The organism is Rothia sp. (in: high G+C Gram-positive bacteria) (genome assembly GCF_030540545.1).
Taxonomy (GTDB): domain Bacteria; phylum Actinomycetota; class Actinomycetes; order Actinomycetales; family Micrococcaceae; genus Rothia.
The window spans coordinates 352,300-369,875 of record NZ_JAUNVZ010000001.1 but is presented as its reverse complement, the minus strand read 5'-3'; the positions used below and the strand labels follow the sequence as shown (position 1 = coordinate 369,875).

Annotated in this window: 14 protein-coding genes; 3 read left to right on the top strand and 11 right to left on the bottom strand. The window is 58.3% G+C overall.

What is annotated here, in order from left to right:
* Window positions 1-322 precede the first annotated feature (322 nt).
* The 4 genes from topA to Q4P78_RS01650 all read right to left on the bottom strand — a co-directional run bounded on the left by topA (window position 323) and on the right by Q4P78_RS01650 (window position 6,885).
* Window positions 323-3,139, bottom strand: coding sequence for a type I DNA topoisomerase (topA, locus tag Q4P78_RS01665; protein WP_303338563.1), 2,817 nt, complete (start codon window positions 3,137-3,139; stop codon window positions 323-325).
* 99 nt (window positions 3,140-3,238) lie between these two features.
* Window positions 3,239-3,646, bottom strand: a complete 408-nt coding sequence (locus tag Q4P78_RS01660; RefSeq protein ID WP_303338562.1) for a pyridoxamine 5'-phosphate oxidase family protein — start codon at window positions 3,644-3,646, stop codon at window positions 3,239-3,241.
* A 301-nt stretch (window positions 3,647-3,947) separates the two neighbouring features.
* Window positions 3,948-5,687 carry a methyltransferase gene (locus tag Q4P78_RS01655; protein WP_303338561.1) on the bottom strand — a complete coding sequence of 580 codons (1,740 nt, stop codon included), beginning with the start codon at window positions 5,685-5,687 and terminating at the stop codon, window positions 3,948-3,950.
* 139 nt (window positions 5,688-5,826) lie between these two features.
* On the bottom strand, window positions 5,827-6,885 hold the full coding sequence (locus Q4P78_RS01650) for an LLM class flavin-dependent oxidoreductase (RefSeq protein ID WP_303338560.1): 1,059 nt from the start codon (window positions 6,883-6,885) through the stop codon (window positions 5,827-5,829).
* 150 nt (window positions 6,886-7,035) lie between these two features.
* Here Q4P78_RS01650 and Q4P78_RS01645 point away from each other — a divergent pair, with 150 nt between their 5' ends.
* Window positions 7,036-7,497 carry a pyrimidine dimer DNA glycosylase/endonuclease V gene (locus Q4P78_RS01645; protein ID WP_303338559.1) on the top strand — a complete coding sequence of 154 codons (462 nt, stop codon included), beginning with the start codon at window positions 7,036-7,038 and terminating at the stop codon, window positions 7,495-7,497.
* 100 nt (window positions 7,498-7,597) lie between these two features.
* On the opposite strand, the gene Q4P78_RS01640 is transcribed toward Q4P78_RS01645, so the two are convergent.
* Window positions 7,598-8,503 carry a rhodanese-related sulfurtransferase gene (locus Q4P78_RS01640; protein ID WP_303338558.1) on the bottom strand — a complete coding sequence of 302 codons (906 nt, stop codon included), beginning with the start codon at window positions 8,501-8,503 and terminating at the stop codon, window positions 7,598-7,600.
* Window positions 8,504-8,619: 116 nt separating this feature from the next.
* Between Q4P78_RS01640 and Q4P78_RS01635 the strand changes: the two genes are divergently transcribed.
* Window positions 8,620-11,163 carry a DEAD/DEAH box helicase gene (locus Q4P78_RS01635; protein WP_368660885.1) on the top strand — a complete coding sequence of 848 codons (2,544 nt, stop codon included), beginning with the start codon at window positions 8,620-8,622 and terminating at the stop codon, window positions 11,161-11,163.
* On the opposite strand, the gene Q4P78_RS01630 is transcribed toward Q4P78_RS01635, so the two are convergent.
* The 6 genes from Q4P78_RS01630 to Q4P78_RS01605 form a co-directional block, all read right to left on the bottom strand.
* The gene (locus Q4P78_RS01630; RefSeq protein WP_303338557.1) at window positions 11,084-11,599 is read right to left on the bottom strand and encodes an Rv3654c family TadE-like protein; all 516 of its coding nucleotides are present in this window, start codon (window positions 11,597-11,599) and stop codon (window positions 11,084-11,086) included. The genes Q4P78_RS01635 and Q4P78_RS01630 overlap by 80 nt on opposite strands.
* A complete protein-coding gene (locus tag Q4P78_RS01625; RefSeq protein WP_303338556.1) occupies window positions 11,600-12,085 on the bottom strand; it encodes a TadE family protein in 486 nt (161 codons plus the stop codon).
* A 42-nt stretch (window positions 12,086-12,127) separates the two neighbouring features.
* The gene (locus Q4P78_RS01620) at window positions 12,128-12,598 is read right to left on the bottom strand and encodes a DUF4244 domain-containing protein (protein WP_303338555.1); all 471 of its coding nucleotides are present in this window, start codon (window positions 12,596-12,598) and stop codon (window positions 12,128-12,130) included.
* A gap of 96 nt (window positions 12,599-12,694) precedes the next feature.
* Window positions 12,695-13,207 carry a type II secretion system F family protein gene (locus Q4P78_RS01615; RefSeq protein WP_303338554.1) on the bottom strand — a complete coding sequence of 171 codons (513 nt, stop codon included), beginning with the start codon at window positions 13,205-13,207 and terminating at the stop codon, window positions 12,695-12,697.
* Window positions 13,204-13,872, bottom strand: coding sequence for a type II secretion system F family protein (locus Q4P78_RS01610; protein ID WP_303338553.1), 669 nt, complete (start codon window positions 13,870-13,872; stop codon window positions 13,204-13,206). The genes Q4P78_RS01615 and Q4P78_RS01610 overlap by 4 nt, the downstream gene beginning before the upstream one ends.
* Window positions 13,865-15,244 carry a CpaF family protein gene (locus tag Q4P78_RS01605; protein WP_303338552.1) on the bottom strand — a complete coding sequence of 460 codons (1,380 nt, stop codon included), beginning with the start codon at window positions 15,242-15,244 and terminating at the stop codon, window positions 13,865-13,867. Before Q4P78_RS01605 ends, Q4P78_RS01610 begins: the two co-directional genes overlap by 8 nt.
* Before the next feature lie 291 nt (window positions 15,245-15,535).
* Between Q4P78_RS01605 and Q4P78_RS01600 the strand changes: the two genes are divergently transcribed.
* Entirely contained in the window at window positions 15,536-17,563 is a 2,028-nt protein-coding gene (locus Q4P78_RS01600; RefSeq protein ID WP_303338551.1) for a bifunctional 3'-5' exonuclease/DNA polymerase, read from the top strand.
* Window positions 17,564-17,576 lie beyond the last annotated feature (13 nt).

The following is a 17,576-nucleotide window of genomic DNA, read 5'->3' as shown; positions in this document are numbered from 1 at the left end:
CTGACCGCAGCCTTGCCTGATTGCTGACCGTCGCCTAGCCGGATTGAAAGCCGCAGCCTTGCCGGATTGCTGACCGTAGCCTTGCCGGATTCACTGCCGCAGCCTTGCCGGATTGGGGTTTACAGACAAAGAACCGGTGCAATAGATACATCTATTGCACCGGTTCTTTCTATCTATATACGCTCTATATAGAGTCTCATAGTTCTATACAAAGTCACTTAGCCCTAGACAGAGTCTCATAGCTTTATACAGAGTCACATAGTCCTATACAAACTCTTATAGATCTATGCAAGATTCGTATATATAGCTCCGACTCTATAGCCTACTCAGCAGACTTCTTTGCAGTCGTCTTCTTCGCAGTTGTTGCCTTCTTCGTCGTGGTCTTCTTAGCGGTCGTCTTTTTAGCCGTGGTCTTCTTGGCAGTAGACTTAGCCGCGGTCTTGCGCTTGACCGGTCCCTTGGCGCGCTTTTCAGCCAGCAGCTGTACCGCACGCTCGTGAGTCATGGATTCCACGGACTCGGCACGAGGAACCGTAATATTGGTGACGCCGTCGGTAATGTAGGGGCCGAAGCGTCCATCCTTAATCACGATCTTCTTCTCAGAGACGGGGTCTACACCCAGTTCTGCCAGGGGCGGACGGGCTGCGGCGCGTCCGCGGGTCTTGGGCTGGGAGTAGATTTCCAGTGCCTGTTCAAGGGTGATAGTGAAGATTTCTTCTTCGCTACCGATGGATCGGGAATCGGTGCCCTTCTTCAGGTAGGGGCCGAAGCGTCCGTTTTGAACGGTGATTTCCACACCTTCGGCGTCGGTTCCGACCACGCGCGGCAGGCTCATGAGCTGCAATGCCTGCTCGAGGGTGACGGTGTCTACACTCATAGATTTGAACAGGGATGCGGTACGCGGCTTAACGGGCTTGGGCTTCTTCTTGGGCTTGGGCTTACCGTTTTTGTAGTATTCGGTGGGCAGCGAGTCCAAATATGCCTGCAGCTGCTCCTCAGTCATTTCAGGAATGACTTCAGTAACGTAGGGACCGTAGCGTCCATCGCGCGCAACGATTTCGTAGCCATTGTCAGGATCCACGCCCAGGGAACGGGTATCGCCCTTGGAGGCAGCCGCTTCGATCAGCTCGCGCGCCTTGGCTTCGGTGAGCTCATCGGGTGCGAGGTCATCGGGTACATTGGCACGCTGCGGGTCGGAAATTTCGCCGGTTTCGGTGTTTACGGTGCCTTCGGCTTCAATATAGGGGCCGAATTTGCCTACGCGCAGCACAATACCTTCGCCAATGCGGATGGAGTTAATATCGCGCGCGTCAATATCGCCCAGGTTGTCCACAATGGGCTTCAGGCCGCGCTTGGTGCCGCCACCGTAGTAGAATTCGCCGAGCCAGTCCACGCGGGATTCTTCGCCGCGTGCGATTCGGTCCAGGTCTTCTTCCATGGATGCGGTGAAGTCATAGTCCACATAGGAGGCGAAGCTATTTTCCATCAGACGTACCACGCTAAAGGCGGTCCAGGAGGGTACGAGCGCGCCGGAGCGCGGAATCACGTAGCCGCGGTCCATGATGGTGGAGATAACAGCGGCGTAGGTGGAGGGTCGACCGATGCCCAGCTCGTCCAGGGTCTTGACCAGGGAGGCTTCGGTGTAGCGCGGGGGCGGCAGGGTTTCGTGACCTGCTGCCTGAATGTTTTCAGCGCTCAGGCTATCGCCTTCGCTCAGGGCGGGCAGGCGCTTATCGTTATCCTTATCGCGGTCTGCGCTGCGGCTTGCATCAGTGCCTTCTTCGTAGGCTGCGAGGAAGCCGCGGAAGGTGATGACGGTACCGGATGCTGCGAATTCTGCGTCCTGACCATTGGCTGCGGTGGCGCCCAGACGCACGGATGCGGTGGAGCCGGTGGCGTCTGCCATCTGGGAGGCGACGGTTCGCTTCCAGATCAGTTCGTACAGGCGGTATTCGTCATTGCTCAGGGCGCCGCGCACTGCCTCGGGGGTGCGGAAAGTGTCACCTGCGGGGCGGATTGCTTCGTGTGCTTCCTGCGCGTTTTTGCTCTTGGAGGTGTACACGCGCGGGGCAGCGGGCACGTATTCGGCGCCGTAGAGTTCGGTTGCCTGGCGGCGGGCTGCGTTGAGCGCCTGGTCGGAGAGGGCTACGGAGTCGGTTCGCATATAGGTGATGTAACCGTTTTCGTAGAGGCGCTGGGCGACCTGCATGGTCACGCGGGAGGAGAAACGCAGCTTGCGCGACGCCTCCTGCTGCAGGGTGGAGGTGGTAAAGGGCGCGGCGGGGCGGCGCTTATAGGGCTTGGTTTCTACGCTGCGTACGCTAAAGGGCACACCGGTCAGAGCCTGAGCCAAGGCGTGTGCCTGCCCTTCGTTCAGGTGCGCTGCCTTGGCGTTGGTCAGCTGACCGTTATCGGCAAAGTCTTTACCGCTGGCTACACGTGCTCCGTTGAGGGCGATAAGTTTCGCGTCGAAGCTTTCCTTGGCTTCGGTGGTGAAGGTGCCGCTTAGATCCCAGTAGTTGGCGGAGATAAATGCCATGCGTTCGCGTTCGCGCTCAACGACCAGGCGGGTAGCGACGGATTGCACGCGTCCTGCAGAGAGGCCGCGGCCGACTTTGCGCCAGAGCACGGGAGAGATTTCGTAGCCGTAGATACGGTCGAGGATTCGGCGGGTTTCCTGGGCGTCGACCAGGTGCTGGTCGATATCGCGCAGTTCGCCGAAGGCACGCTGGATTGCTTCCCGTGTGATTTCGGGGAAGGTCATACGGTAGACGGGTACCTTGGGCTTGAGGACTTCTTTCAGGTGCCAGGCGATGGCTTCACCTTCGCGGTCACCATCAGTTGCCAGATAGAGCGCGTCTGCGTCTTTGAGTTTGCGCTTGAGTTCGGTGACTTTTTTCTTTTTATCGGGGTTGGTCACGTAGTAGGGTTCGAAGTTGTCCTCTACGTTCACTGCGAATTTGCCAGCGGGGCTTTTTTTGAGCTCTTCGGGCAGTTCGGAGGGCTGGGGGAGGTCGCGGATATGACCCATGGAGGAGTCCACCATGAACTCGTCTCCTAGGTAGCCGCTGATGGTTTTGACTTTGGAGGGGGACTCCACAATCAGCAGTGCTTTTCCGGTGTTTACCTTTGCGGGCACGACTCTCCTTGGGTTGGTGTACTGCGTGTTGGTGCGTATCAACCATAGCGCATTATGCGGGGTTTGTGCTATTGAGCTGTACGTCGTGCCTGCGGGGCTTTAGTGTTGTGCCGGTATCAGGCTGTATTCGCGTCCTTTGATGCTGCGGGGGATGATTTGCACCCATTGGGTGTGGCTATCGGTGGTGCGGTTGTCGAATTTTTCGACCAGGCGCGGGGTCATTTCGGGCGGGAGCCAGTGGGCGATGCCCTGGACGATCACAGAACGGATACCGTCAAAGAGCAGTTCGTCGATTTCGAAGGCGACGTGTCGGCTGACGACCACGGAGGAGAAGCGTTCGCCGCGGGTGGTGCGCACGTAGATTTCTTCTTCGGAGATGCCGTAGAGCACGGGTAGGACTTCGACGGTGTTGCCGTCGGCGATGACGAGCCTGCCGAGGGTGTTTGCGTGTAGGCGTTCCCAGCAGGTTTGCTCGTTTAGCTCGGTGTCGCGCTCTGTGTGACTCATAGTGTTTAGTCTATCTGTTGCTCTGGAGGGTTTTATCGCCGGATGCGGGGCTCGGTGGCATTTTTCACAGTATTCTGTGCTTTTGGTGCCTATATGACGTGTGTATGTCATATTGTGGACGTTTTATAGGGCGTTTTGGTGTACGGCACTGAATATTCGGAGGCTCCGATGTGTTCCTTTATATAAGGTGTACACCGTTAGTCGAGTAACTTCTACAGTCTGAATATACAGAAAGGGAGTAGCGGATATATACCCGCTACTCCCCCGCTCTTTATCTCTTAGCTTCAGCGCTTAGAAGGTTCTAAGCTTCTGCGCCCTCATCAGCAAAATGCAGGAAGGACTTTTCCACCAGCTCGGCAATAGCCTCCAGCACCAAGGCGCGTTCGGGAGCCATATCCGCATCCAGCACGGACCCGGTGAAATTAGCCGCCGAATGCACCACGGAATCAACAGCCTCACGGGTGCGATCATCGAGCACATCCCAGCCCAAAATAGCCGCCAGGGCATTAAGAATCTGCCCCACAGCCAGCTCGCCATCACTAGCAGAAACAAAGCCCGCCGCCTCGGTGCTAAGCATTTGGGTACGGCACAGGCCGGAACCGGCGCGCAGCAAAATAATCTGCGGATGCTCCGCACCCGGCTCCCCATGGCGTTCCTCGGTCACATCCTCAGCCAGCACCAGATAAGAATCCAAGAACTCCTGAGGAGTCAGCGCGTGCAGACGATCATGACGCGCCACCGCCTGAGTCAGGGCAGCCGCAATGGGCTGAGCAATCGGGTAAGTGATCTCTTCATAGCGCTGCAACAGGGAATGAGCCGGAGCGTTTTCAGCCGGGCGGCGCAACCAGATCATACCGAAGCCAATGCCGCTAACCTGACGGGAGGCAAAGTCGTTCAGATAATCCAGGTAGGTCCTCTCATAGGCGGCACGGTCACGGTTCTCGCTGGCGTCTTTGAGCCAGGTTTCGGCATAAGATTCGGGGGTGAGCACCTCACGCTGAATAATCCAGGCTTCAGCCCCGACTGCCTTTACCCAGGCACGCGGGCGCTCATCCCAGGGTCGCTCGCCCACAATCTCCCAGTTACCCAGCATTTGAGCGCGGCCACCGGGAAGTAGAACCGAGGGGATTGCCTCAATCAGGGTGGAGACCAGCTGGTCACCCGGCATGCCACCATCGCGGTAAGTGAACTGGTCCTCGGCGCTCTCATTCTCGCGGCGCGGGGTAATCACAAAGGGAGGATTGGAAATCACCAGGTCAAAGTACTCCCCCGCCACTGGTTCCAGCAGGGAGCCAAGGCGCAGGCTCACGCGTGCCTCCAGGTTCTGCGGGTCAATGTCCAGAGCGGGAGCGTTAAGCAGCAGGTTAAAACGAGTAAATGCCAGGGCGCGCTCGGAAATATCGGTGGCGGTCACATGCTTGCAATGATCGAGCAGGTGGAAGGTCTGAATACCGCAACCGGTACCCAAATCCAGGGCGCGGGCGGCGGGGGTACGCTCGGTAATCTGCGCCAGGGTCAGGGAGGCGTGACCAATGCCCAGCACATGGTCTTTACGCAGCACGCCGGGACGCTGATGAGCCCCCAGATCGGAGGCTACCCACAGCTCGGTGCCGTCATTGGCGGCGTGGGGGCGCAGATCATAAGCTGCACGGTAGAGAGTTTCTCCGCTATCGGCGGTGAATTCTTCAATCAGACCAATAGCGAGCGCAGAATCAAAGGCGTAGGAAAAAACTTCTCGGATCTCTGCAGGATTCAATTCGCGAGCTAGCAGGAAGAAGCCGGTTGCCAACGCCAGGGTGCGGTCCTCAGCGCTCAATTCAGGGTCGGCAAGTAGCTGGTCAATACGCCAGAGCCCGGGAACCACCTGGTCGCGAGCCATTGCCTCGGCGGCACGATCGCCCAGCAGGTGCTGCACCGGGTCATAGCGGTAGTCTAGCTGCTGCAGGCGTTCTCTAAGATGCTCAAGAGCCGCATAGTCGTAGCTTGCGGGCGCATCCGCAACGCGGGAAAATTCGGGGGTTTCGGGCAGGGTATCACTCATAGTTCTATTATCTCAGGTCGGGGCTCTAATCTCAGCCCTGGATTATGAGCGCTCTATTCTCTGCTGCTATACCCGATCGGATATATAGCAAAACCCCCGGTGCTATCTACCGGGGGTTTTGTCTGCTAGTGTCTAAGCTCTACTTGGTCTTCAGAGCGGGCTTGATTTCCTTGACAATGGTGTCGAGCATCTTCAGGTTGAAGTCCACACCCAGCTGATTCGGTACGGTCAGCAGCACGGTGTCGGCTGCCTGAACGGCCTCGTCACGTGCCAGTTCTTCGGCAATATCGGCCGGATCGCCAATGTAGCTGCGGCCAAAACGCGAGAAGGTATTGTCAATAATGCCGGTGTAGTCCTGCGATTCTTCCTGGGCGCGGCGGCCAAAGTAACGTGCCGAGTCAGCGTCGAAGATCGGGATGACCGAGCGGGAGACCGAGACGCGCGGGGTGCCTTCGTGCCCTGCCTTGACCCACTCTTCGCGGTAGGAGCGAATCTGCTCTGCCTGCAGCTGATCGAAGGGAATACCCTTATCTTCCAGCAACAGGGTCGAAGACATCATGTTCAAGCCCTGGCGTGCGGTCCACAGAGCGGTATCGGTGGAGCCTGCGCCCCACCAGATGCGCTTATCCAGGCCCGGCGCCTGAGGCTGCACGGGTGCGTAGGCGCCTTCGCGGCGTGCGGAGGGTGCCATACCTTCACCCTGGATTGCCTTCATGAAGATATCCAGGTGACGGCGTGCCATATCGCCTTCGTCTTCGCCCTCTGCCGGGTAGTAGCCAAAGCTTTCAAAGCCGCGGATTACGGATTCGGGCGAGCCGCGGGAGACGCCCAGCTGCAGGCGTCCTGCAGAGATGAGGTCTGCGGTTGCGGCTAGTTCTGCCATGTAGAGCGGGTTTTCGTAGCGCATATCGATTACGCCGGTGCCCAGCTCAATACGGGAGGTGCGGGCTGCGATAGCTGCAAGTAAGGGGTAGGGGGTTGCCTGCTGCTGGTCGAAGTGGTGCACGCGGAAGAATGCGCCGTCCAGACCGATGTCCTCTGCACCCACTGCCAAATCGATTGCCTGCAGCAGGGAGTCGGATGCGCTTGCTACGCGAGATCCGGGGATTTCTGCCCAGTGGCCGAAGGAGAGGAATCCGAGCTTCTTATCGCTGCCGCTTGCCGGTTCCAGGTGGCTGATGGAGATGTTCTCACTCATGGTGTGTGCCTTTCGTTTCTGCGGTGTCCCGCGCTTTTCTCTTGTATCTGGTTTTAATAATACTCCAAATACTTTACATGTCAAGTATTTTTTAGGGAATATAACTCGGACACAGTCTGCACTCTTTTCAGCCCCTGATATAGTGCTCCTATGCGTATCTGGACTCTACACCCCGCCCTACTGGATCGAGCGGCTCTCATTGCCTGCTGGAGAGAGACTCTCCTGGCTCAAAAAGTATTGGACGGCAAAACCCGCGGCTACACCAATCACCCACAGCTGCTACGCTTCAAGCAACATGCCACTCCCCTCGAAGCAATTGGGACCTATCTCAGCGAGCTGGCAAACGAGGCCGAGGCGCGAGGCTACCGCTTCAATAGGGAGCTCATTCTCCACCCGGCAGATCCCACTCAACCCCTACCCAAAATTCTGTGCACCGATGGGCAGCTACATTACGAGGCGGAATTTCTCGAGCATAAAATCCGAGGGCGCGCCAAAGACTGGTTGGTGACTTTTAGCGAGCGCCTAGATACTCCGCAAGGCGTACCTGCGCACCCTCTCTTTAGCATTATTCCCGGCCCCATTGAAGACTGGGAAAAGGTTAAAGACTTTTAGCGGTCCGGGCTAGTTCCCGCTCTATGGTCACAGAACAGAGCCTAGAAAATACCCCGCGCATCCCTGCTATTTAGGGATACGCGGGGCATTAGCAATGCTACTAGGCGTTAGCTGCTTCGCGGTCTACAGCGCAACCGCCCACACAGCGACGCTTCTCATCATCAGCTGCACATTCGGGGCAGAGCAGAACCAGTTCGCGGCAACGCTCATTGGAGCAGTTCTCGAACTTATTGGAGGGCTTGGAGCAGCGCTCGCACTCACCAATGGTGACAGTGTCGGGGCTGAACTCCATGTGCATACGCTTATCGAAGACGTAGAGGGAGCCTTCCCAGAGTTCCTTATCGGCGTACTTTTCACCGTAGCGCACAATACCGCCGTCGATCTGGTAGATCTCGTTAAAGCCGCGGTTCTTCATCAGAGCCGAGAGAATCTCGCAGCGGATACCGCCGGTGCAATAGGTAATAACCGGCTTGTCCTTGAGGTGATCGTACTTGCCGGATTCAATCTCGCGGATGAAGTCGTGAGTGGTGCGAACATCGGGAACGATAGCGTTCTTGAACTTACCGATCTTCGCTTCGAAGGCGTTACGACCATCGAAGAAGACCACCTCGTCGCCGCGCTCGGCAACCAGCTTGTTGACCTCTTCGGGCTTCAGGTGCACACCGCCGCCGACCACACCGTTTTCATCCACCTGCAGTTCATCGGGGGCGCCGAATGCCACGATTTCATCGCGTGCCTTCACGGACAGGCGCGGGAAGTCTTCCGCACCGCCTTCGGACCACTTGAACTCCATGTTCTTGAAACCGGGGTACTGACGGGTTTCCTTGGTGTATGCCTTGACAGCGTTAATTTCGCCGCCCAGGGTGCCGTTAATACCGTGCTTAGAAATAAGGATACGTCCGCGCAGACCCAGCTTCTCACAGAGAGCGCGCTGCCAGAGCTTGACAGCCTCCGGATCGGCGATGGGGGCGAACTGGTAATACAGAATAATACGATTTTGAGCCACGTCCCTATTTTACGCCCAACGCATGCAAATTTCTTTATATATTCTAAATTTCACCCTCAAATAAGCCCGCCTCTGAAGCCCCAAGCCAGCTCGGAGCACCGCGTACACTTAAAGACATGCCCTCATCCCCCGAGCATCCCGAATCCACCCAGGATTTTATGCAGCCTGACCCCCAGCTTGCCGAAACCCTGGGCAAGCTACTGCCGCGCATCCCTCGCGAGATACCCGAGCAGCTCACCCATGTGCACACCATGCCCGCGCGAGAAGCGGTCTACTCCCCCTGGTCTGAGTGGATTCACCCGCGCGTTATTGAATGCTTTCACATGATGGGTGTGGATGAGCCCTTTGAGCACCAAATGCAGGCGGCAGATTCTGTACATGCAGCGCTAGTACATGCGCACCGGGGCAATGCGCAGAGCCTAAAGCACACCATTATTTCCACCGGAACCGCCTCCGGAAAGTCCCTAAGCTACTTAGCGCCCGCCTTTGACACCATCTATCGCGCGGAGAATCATCAGCCACACGAAGGCACGGCAGATGAGCGCGCCACGGTTCTCTATATATCGCCCGCGCGCGCCCTCTCTGCCGATCAGCTCAATTCCATTCGTGCCTACTCCCTACCCGGGCTCTACGCCGCCAGCTACGATGGCGACACTCCCGTCGATGAGCGCAGGGTTATTCGCGAGCAGGCGAACTTTGTGCTTGCCACTCCGGAAATGCTGAATTTCTCTATTCTGGGTCAGCACCGCTCCTGGTCACGTTTCTTACGTTCCCTGCGCCTGGTGATTTTGGATGAGGTGCACAGCTACCGCGGTGTTTTTGGCGCGCAAATAGCCAATCTGCTGCGCCGGCTACGCCGAGTGGCAGCCCTCTATAAATCCACGCCCGTGTTTTTTGGTGCCTCCGCCACCAGCGCCAACCCTGCCCAAGCCTTCGGCTCTCTGATCGGTGTGCCCGAAGATCGAATTTGCACCATTACCCGCTCCACCGCCCCCAGTGGTGAGCGCACCGTACTACTCTGGGAGCCGGAATTTTTACCCGAAGAGGCAACGGATAAGCTTGCCGCCCGAGGCTTTGATACCCGCTCCGAGGCTGAGAAAAATGCCCCCCAAAGAATCAGTGCCGGTGAGCAGGCCTCCCGTATGCTCACCGACCTGGTTCTTTCCCGCACGCGCACCCTAGCCTTTAGTACCTCCCGGCGAGGTGCCGAGTTGCTCTCCCAGAAAACCCAGAGCTATCTGGCAGAGGCAGACCCCTCCCTGGTGCACCGTGTTGCCGCCTATCGTTCCGGGTACACTCCCGAGGAACGCCGCGATATTGAGCGTCGCCTGCGCAATGGCGAGCTACTCGGCCTTGCCTCCACCTCGGCGCTGGAACTGGGTATTGATATTTCCGGTCTGGACGCTGTGCTGCTGGCGGGCTGGCCGGGCACCCGCGCCGCCTTTATGCAGCGTATTGGCCGCGCCGGTCGAGGAGGTCAGGAATCCATTGCGGTGCTCATTGCCCGTGAAGACCCGCTGGATACCTTCCTCGTCCACCACCCCGAGGCGATTTTCGGGCGCCCCGTGGAGGCCACTATTTTCGACCCGACGAACCCCTATGTGCTCTCCCCTCAGCTATGCGCCGCGGCTGAGGAGACTCCGCTACGTGCCGAAGAGCTGCACCTCTTTGGCCCGCATACTCGCGCCCTGCTCGATCGCCTGGTGGCGCAGGGTTATCTGCGAGCACGCCCCGATGGCTGGTACTGGACGCACGCTGAGTCTGCCGCTCAGCTGGTGGATCTGCGCGGTACCGGTGGCGCGCCCTTCCAGCTCATCGATCAGGACGGCACCCTGGTGGGCACCATGGACCGCGAACAGGCTCTAACTCAGGGTCACCCGGGCGCTATTTACCTGCACCAGGGCAAACAGTACCTGGTGGAAAGCTGGGATGAGCAGTCCAAGGTTATTCTGCTTTCCCGCGCCCACCCGGACTACTACACCAAAGCGCTGGAAAGTACCCAGGTGCGGGTACTTCAGGAGAAGGCACGCGTATCCTTCTCAGCCTTTGGTATACCCGAAGCGGTTATTCTGCACCGCGGCCGGGTGCAGGTAACCGACCGGGTGTTGGGATATCAGCGCCTGGCTATTAGCGGCGGTAATTACCTGAGTGAAGAGCTGCTGGAGATGCCACCTTCGATTCTGCACACCGAAGCCTGCTGGCTGAGCTTCGATCCTGCCTTTTTGAGGGCTGCTGGGGTGCAGGAGCCGGCTGCCCCCGGCACCCTGCACGCCGCCGAGCACGCTATGATCGGTCTGCTGCCCCTGCTTGCCACCTGCGATCGCTGGGATTTGGGCGGTTTATCCACTCTCTATCACGAAGATACAGATGCGCCCAGCATCTATATCTACGATGCCGCCGCGGGAGGCGCCGGATTTAGCGAGCGCGGATTTAACGCTATGACCGCCTGGATTAGCTCCACTTTGAGAGCTATCCAGTCCTGCACCTGTGAGAGTGGATGCCCCTCCTGCGTGCAATCGCCCAAGTGCGGTAATCGCAATGACCCCCTGGATAAGGCCGGTGCGCTGAGCCTGCTGCAGGCTATTCTTCAGGCTCTGAATACTCCTCAGCTTCCGAATCAAGGCTTTGAGGATCTGCCGGCGAGCCCGCCCGGGCTATAGCCTCTACCGGTCCCAGGGTTGCAAAGGGGCCGGGTAGTGCTTTGCTCACGCGCACATCTACCGTTTCCTCACGTGCTGGGAAGGCGCACCCGACAAGCTGCGCGCCATTGGCTTCAGCTATTTCCCGGGCGATTGAGCAGGGGTCGCCGGAGCTTATGCCGCGCAGGCTATCTGCTGCCGCCAGGGCCGCCGCATCCGCCGCGTTTTGAGCCTGGGTTTTGGCGTGCACCGCCGCACTCATACCCGCCACGAGCAGGCTGGCTATTATCAGGGCGGCAATAATGCCCAGTGCCATGACGGTACCGCTGCCCTGTTCCCGGTTCTCCCTAAGATTGTGGGGTTCCGGCGCCGAGTCAGCTAGGTAAGCCCGGAAACTCACAATAAGTGCACGCAGTGGAGAAATAAGGGTGCGCAGCGAAGAGATATAGGTACCCATTTATGTCTCTTTCTCGCTCTTATTCTCATTCTCTCCTTCGGGAGGGCTATCGGGGTTAGGCTGCCCGGTATTGAGCTCTTCCACGCGCACTGTAGAGGAGGAGCTAAGCACCCAGCCGGTCATAGAACCAATGATTCCCGGGGCGCGGCGTTCGGCTCGAACCTGCACATTCTCGCTCGTATACGCCACCTGCAGCTGAGCCTGCGGTTCTATATCCCGTGCGGCGCGCAGGGCGGTGGATTCATCGGCACCTCGGGCGAGTTCTCGGGCGGCAACTCGCGCCGATTCATCCACACGAATCTGGGCGATACCCACGCTCAGAGCACCCAGACAAAAGGTGAGCACCAGAATAATGGCGGGCAAGGCTACGGCAAATTCGGCGGTAATAGCACCGTGCTCTGCCTCGCGGGCCCGGTGGGCTGCACGATTGCTTGTTGCACGCCGGGGCGGGTGTCGACACCCCGGGTAAAATCCACGAATAATCATTCTCTTTATCCTTAGTTTTAAGCGGTATATAGGGCCTTACCCTTAGACAAAGGGAGTAGCACCACCCAGAGCGGTACGCACAATATTCAGCAGCAGATTCTTAACCTCATCCGATTTCAAAATCAGCGCCAGAAGCCCAGCAAAACCCACCGCGGCAAGCATGACCACACCGTATTCTGCGGTGGAGGCACCTTCTTCTGGATCTCCCACCGGGCACAGTTCCTTGCTCGAAGAATCACCGGCGGAGACTGCGCAAAGCGCACGTTCAGCGGCTGTCTCATTCTCATAGGAGATCATCTCGCTCAGCGCGGTGACTACGGTGCACAGCGGGGTGCAGGCTTCAAAGGTGCAGCCAACATCGTGTTCACCGGCGGCAATATATACCGGTTCTTTGATCGAGCGGGCGCACTGCTTCAGGTGCGCACCCGGGGCGCCGAAATTATCGGCGTTGCTGCCGGAAAGATCCAGCATGATCGGGCTTTCCGGGGGTAGAAGCATTTCCATGGTTTTCATAATTTTCTCCATTTCTCATAGTGGGATATGCCGTTTTTCGGGTGTGCATCCCGAAAGAATCGGCATTGATAATGTACTCTTCAGTCTCGAAAAGTTTTAGGACCAGAGCACCGGCATAAGACCCAGCAGCAGGGGCACCACGCTCAGGGCAATAAAAGCCGGTAGGGAGCACAGCCCCAGGGGGATAACCAGGGAGACCGAGAGCTGCGCGGCTATACGCTCGGCGTGCCTGCGCCTATAGTTTCTATGCTGCTCAGCGGCGTGTACGAGCATGCTGGCGGAGGGGCTGCCCGCCTCCCATACGCTGCCCAAAGCCTGCCTAAGGGTGCGTAGTGCAGGCTCCCCGCTATAGGGTTCCCAAGCCTGTCCCCAGGGAACACCTGCTGCCAATAGGGCGCTAATCTCCTGCAGGGCTCGCGACATTGAGTGCGCCGATGCCGGTAGAGCCTGAGCCATAGCCTCAAGAGCCGTGAGCAGGTTCAGACCCGCCTGCAGCTGACTTGCCAGCAGGTAGAGCATGAGGGAAATATCCACGGGAGTTTCAGATTTTTCCCTACCGCCTCCCACGCTCTGACGGGCTCGGGGAGCACGTACTCTAAAGAGACTCATAGACTCTTCACCTCCGCGCTGTGGACTAATCGGGCGCTCCAGCTATAGCCCGCCCAGCCCAGATACAGACCCGCCGCCCCGCATAGAGCACCCGGAATCGAGCCAAAGAGCACGCCCAAAGGATCGGCTCCTAGCAGGGCACCCAGACCGAGCCCCACAAAGGGTAAAGTGCTTAGCAGCCGCGCCGTTGCCGCGGGAGCTGCCAGGGCGCTTTCTCTGGCAAGCCGGGCGTCAATGGCGGCCTCGGCGTAGTCGGCGCAGGAGCGCAGGGTATCCGCCAGGGGCGCGCCGGTTCCGTAGCTAAGCCCCAGGCAAAGGGTCAGCTCTTCACAGCGTTGGCGGCTGTGTTCTCGCCGCAGTGCCAGGGTGCTGCACGCGTGGGCTGGGTCGTACCCGGCGCTGTGGGCGCTCATGAGAGCTGAGAGCACATCGGCAATATCTGCCCAGGTTGCACGTACCCCTCTCTCAGCCCGTGTATGTGCCCGGCGGGAGGCTGATTTTAGGCCGGTGAGCACCGACGCTAAAGCTCGCTGATAGTCAATACCGGCGCTCAGAGCGGAGGAAAGCGAGCGCAGAGTATCGGGCCAGAGGTGCAACTCCTCAACACTGGGTTTACCCGATACGCGGCGAACCGTTACAGCACGGTTTTTTACGCCCCTAGCCATTACTCTCTCCCCTCTGTGCCGATTCATCTGCAGAATTGAGCTGGCTAGCACCGGGTATATACACGGGGACAACCTCTAAACACCGAGACTTATCCATACCCAGGGCGTAGATTCCCTGAACTCTGCGCTTACCGTCACGCCCTTGCTCCAGGTGAATAATGCGCTCAAAGGCAGTCAGAGCGTGCATATCCACCGTCTCTCGGGGAAGAGCGGCAAGGGCACCCAGAGCTTGAAAGCGCAGGGGAACAGCCTGCGCACTATTGGTGTGCAGGGTGGTCCCGGCGCCCCGGTGACCGGTGTTCATAGCGTTGAAGAGGTGCACAATTTCAGCGCCACGGCATTCACCCATGACCAGGCGGTCAGGGCCCATACGCAGAGCCTGAACCAGCAGCTGACCCAAATCCACCGCGCCGCGCCCTTCGCTATTGGCACTTCGAGCGTGCAGACTCACCGCGTGCGGATGCGCGGGCGCCAGTTCCGGGCTATCCTCCAGCAGAAGCAGACGCTGCTGGGGCGGGCAGAGAGCAAGCAGGGCGTTAAGCAGGGTGGTTTTGCCGGTGCCGGTGCCTCCGCTAATGACAAAGGACAGGCGGCGATCCACCATATCTTTGAGCAGGTGCGCGCAACGCTCATCAAACATGCCGCTGCGCTGCAGCTGCTCAAAGCTGGGGCGGACAGTGCCGGGCAGGCGGATACTCAGCAGGGTTCGCTCACTCAGGGGTGGAATCACGGCGTGGATTCTTCGTCCCGAGGGGTCAATAATTTCTCCACTGGGGTGGGCGGCATCCAGGCTCACTCCGTGCCGTCTGAGCAGACGAGAAGCCAGGCTCTGCACCCGCTCTTCACTACCCAGGCTCAGGGATGTTCGGCGGGTAATACCCGAACATTGAACCCAAATATCGGTGGGTGAATTGACGTAAATATCGCTTAGCCCCGGCAGGTGGCACAGGGTATCCAGGGCGCCCATGCCGTGCAACTCGGAGTGCAGATATGCACGGGCAATATCCAGATTCATTGCTCCCAGTGGACCGCTGCTAATATCGCGCTCCAGCTGCTGATAGCACTGCGCGAGCACATGATCGTAAGCCTGTAGCTCGCTCATAGCGTGTGTTAGCAGCGGCGAGCGCTCTCGCATCAGGGCTGCACAGGCGGATAGTGCCAGGGTGCGCATGGCGTAGTCTTCGGGGATTGCCAGAGTGGGTACCGGTGGCTTCCACAGGGGCAGGTTCTGTTGGCCCTGTGTCAGCTCTACGCTCTGTTCCGAGGCGGTATTGAGCGCTGAAACTGCATTCTGGGGCGGGGTGCGGACGGGCGATGTGAGGACCCGTCCGAATAGCTTGGCCCCGCGGCGGGCTTTAGTGTTTTCTTTCATGACCCCAGTAGAGCACATTTTTTCTGTCCGCGCCGAGGCTTTTTCTATATCTGTGGATAAACGCGGTGAAAACTATCAAAATCAAAGTTATCCACAGGCTAGACGCTATTTTTGGGCGCTATTGGAGGTTTATTTACCGAATGATGACACGATATATGACGAACTATGACAGGGCAGATTCTGCGCCGGCCTGCTCTATTCAGACACGCTCTAGCTCTATCAGGCGCTCTCCGCCCTCCTGACAAGGAGCACAATCCATAGCCCCATATGAGCCCCGACTAGAATAGAAGCATGCATATTCTGCTCGCCCCGCTACCTCTATCGCTCTCTGACGGCTCTAGTGATACTGCCCTGCCCGAGCCTGCACAGGCACAGGAATGGGCGGCTCTTCACTGCGAAATCAGCGATGCGCCCCGCGAGCAGAACGCCCAGCGAATGAGCACTATGCCCACCCCTCAAACTCTTGAGTTCTCGGCATTAAATTATTGCCGAATCGTGCGTGCGGATAAGGTGCCGGCTAAGAATCTGGCGCGCTATATTGAGCGCGCGCAGGCCCATTTTTCCGCCTCCCCGCAAACGCCTAGTGTGCGCTGGGCGTGGGCAGATAGCCGCACTATTATGCCCCTGATTTTGGCGCAGGATACTCGTCCGCTCTCCTGTCACGATATGCGCCTGGCTCAGCGTATTCTGGCACAATCTGCCACCCACCCTTCGGGCTTTATCAGCTACTCTCCGGTATACAATCTGCAGCGTGCCGTTGAGAGTGAACAGCATCGTTCTTCGATCTGGTCGGCGCGTCAGATTGAGGGTCAGGAGGAGCTTTTCGGGGATGATTTCTTTGGCTCTTCCGGTTCCGACTCTCCAGGCTCTCATGCCGTGCAGAACCCACTAAAAACAGAGAATAATGATTCTTTATATGAGTCTCTTGAGCTGTATTCTCGCAGAAATTCCGAAGAGTATGTCCCCTCTCTGATAGAGCGACTTCCCTCCGCTCTACGCGCTCTTTTAGCTGAATTAGTGATACAGCTGCAGGCCATTGCCTCCAGCGCTCACCCCGCGCGTATGGCCCTATTAATCGCTGCCGAGTCCTCCGGCGCCCTGGTGGCTGCAGAAATCGCCCAGTACGGCCTGCCCTTTAGCAGCGCCGCCCACAATGCGCATCTAGAAGAGCTGCTCGGCCCCAAGCCTGCTGAGGGTCAATACCCCCGCAGACTCAATGAGCTCACCGAGATCATACGCGCTCGCCTCTACTCCCCGAACCTGCGCCCAGCCTCCGCCCAGGAACTGCTCAAAGCCCTGCAGGCTGCCGGGGTGCGGGTGAATAGTGTGCGCAAATACGAGCTGCTGACCTGGGCTGAGGAAAAACCCGATCAGGCCCAAGCCCGCCATGCGTTGATTGACCCGATTCTTGAGTTCAAAAAGCTCTATAGGATTTTTACCGCCAATGGGTGGGGCTGGGCCGAGCAATGGGTGCAGGGTGAGCGTTTCCGCCCGCTGCTTGAGGTCGGAGGCGCCGCCACCGGTCGCTGGGGTGCCTCCGGAGGCGGTGCTCTGCAACTACCGGCAGAGATTCGCGGCTCCATTATTGCCCCGGAGCACTACAGCCTGCTAGTTGCCGATGGTTCACAAATTGAACCGCGTATTTTGGCGGCTCTGAGCCGGGATGAGCATTTGGCACAGGCGGCGCGCGGCGCGGATCTATACTCCAATATTGCTTCCCTGGCGGCTCATAAGAATATTGCTCTGACCGAGCGCGCCCAGGCGAAAATCGGTATGCTCGCCATTATGTACGGCGGCCGCAGCGGTGAAATTGGTGCCCTGCTACCCCATATTGCCGCTCTTTTTCCCGCGGCAATGGACTTTACCGAGCGGGCTGCTCGTATTGGTGAAGCCGGGGGTCAGGTGACCACTTTTTTGGGTCGCACCTCGCCCGTGCCCGATGAGCGCTGGTGGCAGGTGGTCAATGATCAGTCGAGTCCTCAAGCTGCTTCTCGCGCCGTAAGTGCCCGCGCTTCTTTTGGTCGCATGACCCGCAATTTTGTGGTACAGGGTACCGCCGCGGAGTGGGCTCTCTGCTGGATGGGGCTCATTCGCACGCGCCTGCTGACCGAATGCTGGGGCGACCGTCCCTTTAGCACCAAGCTGCTGTATTTTTTGCATGATGAGGTACTACTCTGCGGCCCTGATTTTGAGATGGATCGGGTGGAGCATATTGTGCGTGAGAGCGCAGCCCGTGCCGCCGAGTTGATTTTTGGTCGTGTTCCCGTGGACTTCCCGCTCTCCTGCGCACGGGTGAAGTCCTATGATCAGGCGAAATAAAGCTCATAATAAA

Bases quoted from the DNA above. Each gene is read 5' to 3' on its own strand.
- Q4P78_RS01660 (WP_303338562.1), bottom strand. From the start codon at position 3,646: ATGAGTCACACAGAGCGCGACACCGAGCTAAACGAGCAAACCTGCTGG.
- Q4P78_RS01655 (WP_303338561.1), bottom strand. From the start codon at position 5,687: ATGAGTGATACCCTGCCCGAAACCCCCGAATTTTCCCGCGTTGCGGAT.
- Q4P78_RS01650 (WP_303338560.1), bottom strand. From the start codon at position 6,885: ATGAGTGAGAACATCTCCATCAGCCACCTGGAACCGGCAAGCGGCAGC.
- Q4P78_RS01645 (WP_303338559.1), top strand. From the start codon at position 7,036: ATGCGTATCTGGACTCTACACCCCGCCCTACTGGATCGAGCGGCTCTC.
- Q4P78_RS01635 (WP_368660885.1), top strand. From the start codon at position 8,620: ATGCCCTCATCCCCCGAGCATCCCGAATCCACCCAGGATTTTATGCAG.
- Q4P78_RS01630 (WP_303338557.1), bottom strand. From the start codon at position 11,599: ATGGGTACCTATATCTCTTCGCTGCGCACCCTTATTTCTCCACTGCGT.
- Q4P78_RS01625 (WP_303338556.1), bottom strand. From the start codon at position 12,085: ATGATTATTCGTGGATTTTACCCGGGGTGTCGACACCCGCCCCGGCGT.
- Q4P78_RS01620 (WP_303338555.1), bottom strand. From the start codon at position 12,598: ATGAAAACCATGGAAATGCTTCTACCCCCGGAAAGCCCGATCATGCTG.
- Q4P78_RS01615 (WP_303338554.1), bottom strand. From the start codon at position 13,207: ATGAGTCTCTTTAGAGTACGTGCTCCCCGAGCCCGTCAGAGCGTGGGA.
- Q4P78_RS01610 (WP_303338553.1), bottom strand. From the start codon at position 13,872: ATGGCTAGGGGCGTAAAAAACCGTGCTGTAACGGTTCGCCGCGTATCG.
- Q4P78_RS01605 (WP_303338552.1), bottom strand. From the start codon at position 15,244: ATGAAAGAAAACACTAAAGCCCGCCGCGGGGCCAAGCTATTCGGACGG.
- Q4P78_RS01600 (WP_303338551.1), top strand. From the start codon at position 15,536: ATGCATATTCTGCTCGCCCCGCTACCTCTATCGCTCTCTGACGGCTCT.